The 6,489-nt window shown below is 75.9% G+C and carries 5 protein-coding genes; 4 read left to right on the top strand and 1 reads right to left on the bottom strand.

The genetic code is table 11. The annotated features are described in order from the left end of the window. The first annotated feature begins 85 nt into the window (after positions 1-85). Together ACFU7Z_RS09100 and ACFU7Z_RS09095 are read left to right on the top strand one after the other, a co-directional pair. The gene (locus ACFU7Z_RS09100) at positions 86-433 is read left to right on the top strand and encodes a GntR family transcriptional regulator (protein WP_074005740.1); all 348 of its coding nucleotides are present in this window, start codon (positions 86-88) and stop codon (positions 431-433) included. Continuing rightward, positions 430-1,455: a DUF1648 domain-containing protein gene (locus tag ACFU7Z_RS09095; RefSeq protein ID WP_380777088.1), complete on the top strand. Its 1,026-nt coding sequence runs from the start codon at positions 430-432 to the stop codon at positions 1,453-1,455. The genes ACFU7Z_RS09100 and ACFU7Z_RS09095 overlap by 4 nt, the downstream gene beginning before the upstream one ends. Positions 1,456-1,549: 94 nt before the next feature. On the opposite strand, the gene ACFU7Z_RS09090 is transcribed toward ACFU7Z_RS09095, so the two are convergent. Beyond that, entirely contained in the window at positions 1,550-4,348 is a 2,799-nt protein-coding gene (locus ACFU7Z_RS09090) for a hypothetical protein (RefSeq protein ID WP_380777087.1), read from the bottom strand. A 445-nt stretch (positions 4,349-4,793) separates the two neighbouring features. On the opposite strand from ACFU7Z_RS09090, the gene ACFU7Z_RS09085 reads away from it, so the two are divergent. Together ACFU7Z_RS09085 and ACFU7Z_RS09080 are read left to right on the top strand one after the other, a co-directional pair. Further along, positions 4,794-5,543: a hypothetical protein gene (locus ACFU7Z_RS09085; protein WP_380777086.1), complete on the top strand. Its 750-nt coding sequence runs from the start codon at positions 4,794-4,796 to the stop codon at positions 5,541-5,543. Between the two features lie 99 nt (positions 5,544-5,642). Continuing rightward, complete coding sequence (locus ACFU7Z_RS09080) at positions 5,643-6,482, top strand: SAM-dependent methyltransferase (RefSeq protein WP_380777085.1); 840 nt, start codon at positions 5,643-5,645, stop codon at positions 6,480-6,482. The last annotated feature ends 7 nt before the right edge of the window (positions 6,483-6,489 follow it).

Raw genomic sequence — 6,489 nt, 5'->3', positions numbered from 1 at the left:
GTCCCGGGACCCGCCCCCACCGCTGCCCGTTCCGCCGTCCCGGGCCATGGCACCAGACGTGAATGGTGCTATCGTCACTAGCACCATGTTGCTGAAGCTGGACATCGGGGACACCCGACCACTGCACGAACAGGTCGCCGGCGCGATCAGACGAGCCGTCGCCGAGGGCGAGTGCGCCCCCGGGGACAAGCTGCCCCCGGCCCGGGAGCTCTCCCGGGCCCTGGGGGTGAACACCAACACCGTCCTGCGCGGGCTGCGCACGCTGCGCGACGAGGGGGTGCTGGAGTTCCGCCGGGGCCGCGGCATCACGATCGCGACCGGCGCCGACACCCGCTCCGAACTGGTGGACCGGGTACGGCAGTTGGTCGAGGACGCGGCCCGGGCCGGCTACAGCAGGAACGATCTCGTGGACATGATCAGGGGGATGTCGTGACGGACTCGGGGAACACCACGGAACCGACCACGGAACCGGCCGCCGCACGGCCACCGGCACCCGGTGGCGCCGTCTGGGCCGCGGCGGCCTGGTCGGTCGGGGTGCTGGCGCTGCTGGTCGCCCTGCCGCTGGTGGCGCGCCACCGGCTGCCGGACCCACTGGCCACCCACTGGGGCGGGCGGGAACCCGACGGCTCGATGTCGCTGACGGCGGCCACGGTCTTCCCGGCCGCGTTCTGGGCGGTCCTGGTGCTGATCTCGGTGGTCCTGCGGCGGTACTGGGCCGGCCGGACGCCCGGGGCCGCGTCGGCGATGCTGGCGGCCGGCGGGGTGCTGCTGACGGGGGCGCAGGCCTCCATCGTGCACGCCAACCTGGACCGCGCCCGCTGGCAGGACGCCGCCCCGATGGGCATCGAGGTGGTCCTGATCCTGCTGGCCACCGGCCTCGCCGGGCTGCTGGCGGTGCTGGCGGGCCGGCGCTACGGCGGCCGTCCGGAGCGGCACCCGGCGGCCGGGGCACCGGCGCTAGAGGTACCGCCGGGCGAGCAGGTCGTCTGGCTCTCCCAGGCCGCCAACCCGTGGCTGCAGCTGTCCGCCGCGGTGCTCGGGCTGCTCTCGGTGGCGGGGGTGCTGCTCACCGCGAGCGGGGTCGTCGACCTGGACTGGGTGCTGGTGCTGCCGCTCGCCGTCGGCGCCCTCGCGCTCCTCGGCTGCTCCTCGGTGCGGGCCCGGGTGACCGCCCGCGGCCTGACCGTCGGCTTCGGCCCGTTCGGGTGGCCCGCCCGCCGCTGGTCCCCCGCCGAGCTCGACTCCGCCCGCGCCGAGCGGCGCACCGCCGCGCAGTCGGGCGGCTGGGGCTACCGGATCAACGGGCTCGGCACCACCGTGATGGTGCGCCCGGGCGTCTGCCTGGTGGTCCGCACCCGTCGGGGCACGGACTTCGCGGTCAGCGTCGACGACGCCGAGCGCGGGGCCGCACTGCTCAACGCGCTGATCGCCCGCACCCGGCAGCCCACCGGCTGAATCGTTTCGGCGGCGGGGTACCCGGCGGTCCGGTCACCACGACCGGGCCGCCTCGCCGTTCCGACTCCCCTCGCCGCACTCACCCCCGCTCCCCTCAGGACTCCCCCGCGCGCAGTTCGGTGGCGATCTGCCGCCGTCCGGCGACCAGCGTCTCCAGCACCACCCCGAGGCAGGCCACCAGCGTCAGGCCCGCGGTGGGCAGCAGCACCGGCAGCGGCGCGGGATCGAGGGAGCCGCCCGTCCCGGCCCCGACCAGGGTCGAGAGGTCGAAGGCCGGCCCCAGCAGGACGGCCGCCAGCACCGCGACCCCGGCGCCGCCGGCGGAGGCCGCCAGGGTCCGCGGCAGCGCCTCGGCGATGATCAGCGCCAGCCCCTGCCGGGGCCGCAGGCCCATGGTGCGCAGGCGGGCGAGCACCGCCGTACGGTCGGGCGCGGCCCGCAGCAGCGTCAACAGGACCGCGAGGACGGCGAATCCGGCGCTGGCCGGGGCCGCGTACCAGAACAGCCGTCCGGCGGCCTGCTGCAACGGGTCGTCGGCGAGCTGCGCGGCGTACTCGCGGCTGCTGCCGACCCGGTAGGCGGGCGGCAGGCCGTGGCTGCCCCGGCCGGCCGCCGCGGCCTCGTCCGCGATCAGCTTGTCGAGGCCGGTCGGCTCGACCAGGCCCCGCTCCAGGAGGAGCGACCTGATCCGCCCGGGGTCGAGGCCGTCGCCGACGGCCAGCCACCCGGTCCACCGGCCGAGTTCCGGCAGGCGCTCCACGGCGGGGCCGCTGGGCACCACGACGAACGGCTGCTCCGGCTCCGGCAGCGCCGGGGTCGCGGTGACGATCCCGGCGACGGTGGTGCGCAGTTCGCTCGCGGTGGACAGGTGCAGCGTCGGCGCGCCGGCGGCCAGGCGCGCGGCCAGGTCGCGGCTGAACAGCGCGGGTACCGGGGTGTCCGGGCCGCCGGGGGTGCCGGCGAGCTTCGCCGGGTCGAACGCGCCGGCCCCGAGGGTGCGGGCGATCGCGGCGTACGCGGTCGGCTCGGCGACCACCAGGGTCACCTTGGTGTAGTCGTTGGGGCCGGCGCCGACGAACCGCGCGCGCTGGTCCACCCGGACCGCGGTCGCGCTCCGGGCCTCCGGAAGTCCGCCCACGGCCTTGAGGAACGGGTCCGGCAGGGTCGCGTAGTCCGGGACGGAGACGGCGATGTCGCCGCCGGTCGCGACCCGTCCGGCGTGCAGCCTGCCGTGGTCCACGGAGGCGAGCAGGGTGGCGCCGAAGCCGGTCGCGGTGACGGCGATCAGCAGGGCGAGCAGCGGCAGCGCGGAGGGCCGGCGGCGGCCGGAGCCGTCCCGGGCGGCCCGGGCGAGGCCGAGGAAGCCGATCAGGCCCCGGCCGCGGCCGACGAGCCCGGCCAGCCGGCCGGTCGCGACCGGCTCGATCCGCGCCAGCAGCAGCCCGCCGGCGACGGCGAGCAGCAGCGGGGCGGCCACCAGCAGCGGGTCCACGCCCCGGCCGGAGTGGCCGACGCCGCGCCGGCGGACCTCGGCCACCGCCACGGCGGTGACGGCCAGCAGCGCGAGTTCGCCGACCACCCGGCGCCCGCGGCCGGTCGGCCGGGGGCGGTCCCACAGCAGGGCGGCGCGGGCCGGGAGGGCGAGCAGCGCGAGCAGGGTCGTGCCGAGGCCGGCCGCCACCGCGAGGCCCCAGCGCGGGGTGGGCAGCAGCACCAGGGCGAGCACCGCCCCGAGCGCGGCGGCGGGCAGCACGGTCACCGCGCCCTCGCCGAGCAGCCGCAGCAGCACCCCGCCGCGCGAGCCGCCGCGGGCCCGGAGCAGCCCGAGTTCGGCGGCGCGGCGGTCGGTGCCGAGCGCGGCGGCCAGGCAGAGCACCACCACGGCGACGCCCGCGACGCCGGCCGGCCCGATCGCGCTCAGCGCCATCGCGGCCCGGTAGCGCTCGGCCGCCCGGTCGAGGATGACGGGCAGCGTCGAGACGGTCCGCAGGTCGGCGCGCCCGGTCTCGGTGGCCAGGGCCGCGACGCCCGGCCCGGACACGAGGGGCAGGACGTCGGCGCGGGTCCGCTCCAGCCGGTCGGCGCGCAGCGGGGCGGGGTCCACGGCCACCCGCCAGAAGTTCTGGACGGACGTGCCCCAGCCGGTCAGCCCGGCCAGGCTGTCGCCGTCGACGAAGCCGGTGGCCCCCAGCCAGTTGCCGTGCTCCAGGTCGATGTTCAGGCAGGGGCGGTCCGGGCAGCCGAGGCCGGTCCAGAACGGGTCCAGCGGGTCGTTGACCCGGAACAGGCCGGTCACCACGGCGGTCCGCCGGCTGTCGGGGCCGGTGCTGCCGCTGTCGACGACGTCACCGACCTTGATGCCGACCAGTTCGGCGGCCGTCCGGCTGACCATCACCGGCAGCGGAGCTCCGGCGGTGGCGGGGCCCGGGCGGCTGCCCTCGGTCAGGGTGACCCGGTCGGCGAGGCCGGCCAGGTGGGCCAGGGAGAGCCTGGGCGGGGCGCTGTCGCTCACCCGGCGGTAGCCCGGGTTGAACATCGGGACGGAATCGGTCACGGAGCCGTGCGCCAGGCCCGCCGGGGACAGCGCGAGCTTCCCGCCGACCCGTTCGACGAGCTGCCGGTCGACGGCGTCGAGGTCGGCGGCGGTGTCGCTCGGCCGGGCCTTGGAGGAGAAGTGCAGGCTGGTCGCGTGGATGCCCTGCCGGTGCACGTAGTCCCGCAGCGCCGCGTCCGCGCCCCGGTCGGTGACGCGGGGGACGGCCACGGACAGCAGGACGGTGACGAACGCGAGGGCCGCCGTCAGCAGGGCGGTGCCCGGGTCGGCGCGCAGCCGGGTGCGGACCCAGTGCGCCGGGCGGTGGGCGGCCCCGGGGGTGCCGGCCTTGGCGGTCACGTCTCCTCCACGAGGCGCAGCAGGACGGCGGCCGCCGGAGGGGCCGCGGGTGGACGCGTCGTGCGCGCACCGCGCACGGATCACCGGCGACCGGTCGCCGGACGATGCTGTCAGATCCGATCACCGATCGGAAGGGAATGGTACAGATCGATCCCGGCTCGTCCAGGCACGGTTGGGGCTGGTGGGGGCCGCTGTCCCGCTCTCCGCGCGGGAGTTGAACCGTCGGGCCCTCCGGGTCCGTAGTGGATGGTCGTCCGGGGCGCTCCGGACGGTCATCGGGGGTCTAAACCGCTCAAATCGGTGGTGCTTCGAACGCCAATGCGGGTACACCAGTTGACGGTCGCTCAGGTGTGTGGCGGCGCCCGTCCGACGCCGCCCCACCCCGTCCCGCGCGGCCGGAGGACGAGCGGGCCCACGCGCCCGTGCGAAAGGCAAGGAGGCGTCCGTGACTCACGACGTGCGCACGCAGAACTCCCCCGCTGTCCGGCGGAGCACCCAGGACGTTCGGACCATCGCGATCCTGCGCCTCGGCGTCGGCCTGATCGGCATCCTGCTGCCGGTGGCCCTGCCGTTCGGCAACTGGCTGGCCGCCGAGCTGACGGGGCGCGGCACCGACGGCTTCTGGCCGAACTCGATGAGCGGCGCGTACTACACCGACACCCGGAACGTCTTCGTCGGCGCGCTGTGCGCCCTCGGGGTGTTCCTGATCTGCTACCGCTTCGACCGCCGGGACGACCGCTGGAGCACGGCGGCCGGGTTCTTCGCGCTCGGGGTCGCGCTCTGCCCGACGTACACCGGGGGCGGGTCCGGCCTCGACCGCACCGTCGGGGTGTTCCACCTGGTCTTCGCCGGCCTGCTGTTCGTCATGCTGGCGGTCTTCTGCCTCTACTCCTTCCGCAACCCCCGCTCCGCCCAGCCGGCCCGGGTGGGCACGGCGTACCTGGTGGCCGGGGTGGTGATCCTGGCCGCCCTGGCGCTCTCGCTGCTGGCCGGGGTGACGGGCGTCGGCTCCGACTGGCCGGTGCGGCCGCTGTACCTGGGCGAGTGGCTGGCCACCTGGGCCTTCGGCCTCGCCTGGACGGGCGCCGCCCTCGAACTCGCGGCGCACGGGCGGCGCGACGCCGACAGCGCCGTGGTCCCCCGTCAGCCGGGCGCCGACGCGCTCGACCCGAAGCACCCGGAGGCGCGCGCCTGAGACCCTGTCATTCCCGTGCGGCGGGCGACCGTTACCATGCGCACCATGAACCGCCACCAGGGCGGTTGGTGACGGATGCCCAGCGGCGGGAGAACGAACATGGCGAACGAGGTCCGGGCAGAGCACGGTCCGCGCGAGGACTACCCGTCGGTGGACCTGCGGATGGACGTTCCGCACTCCGCCCGGGTCTACGACTACCTCATCGGCGGCAAGACCAACTTCGAGGCGGACCGGGTCGCGGCGCACGCCTCGGTGCGGGCCTGGCCGGCGCTGCCGACCTCGATGCGCACCACCCGCGAGTTCATGCAGCGCTCGGTGCGCAGACTCGCCGAGCAGTACGGCGTACGGCAGTTCCTCGACATCGGCACCGGCATCCCGACCTCGCCGAACGTGCACGAGGTCGCCCAGGCGGTCGACCCCGAGGCCCGGGTCGCCTACGTGGACAACGACCCGATCGTGCTGACCCACGCGCGGGCCCTGATGGACAGCACGCCCGAGGGCCGCACCTGTTACGTGGAGGCCGACTTCCGCGACCCGGAGTCGATCATCGGCAACCCCCGGCTGCGCGAGGTGCTCGACTTCTCGCAGCCGGTGGCGCTGTCGCTGATCGCGATCGTCCACTTCGTGCTGGACGAGGACGACCCGCGGGGCATCGTGCGCCGCTTCATGGACGCCCTGGCCCCCGGCAGCTTCCTCGCCCTGACGGTCTTCACCGGGGACACCGACCCGGTGGGCGTGGGCGGCGTCGGCCGTGAGTACAACGCGCGCGGCATCCCGCTCCAGATCCGCGACAAGGCCGAGACGGAGGCCTTCTTCGACGGCTACGAGCTGCTCGACCCGGGCGTCACGCTGGTGCACCACTGGCGGCCGGACGCCGGTGCCGCGCCCGTCCGCGACCAGGACATCGCGATGTACGCGGGCGTGGCGATCAAGCGCTGAATCGTTT

Source organism: Kitasatospora sp. NPDC057518, assembly GCF_042802075.1.
Lineage (GTDB): Bacteria > Actinomycetota > Actinomycetes > Streptomycetales > Streptomycetaceae > Kitasatospora.
The sequence above is the reverse complement of the archived record's forward strand: the minus strand, read 5'-3'. Positions and strand labels throughout refer to the sequence as shown.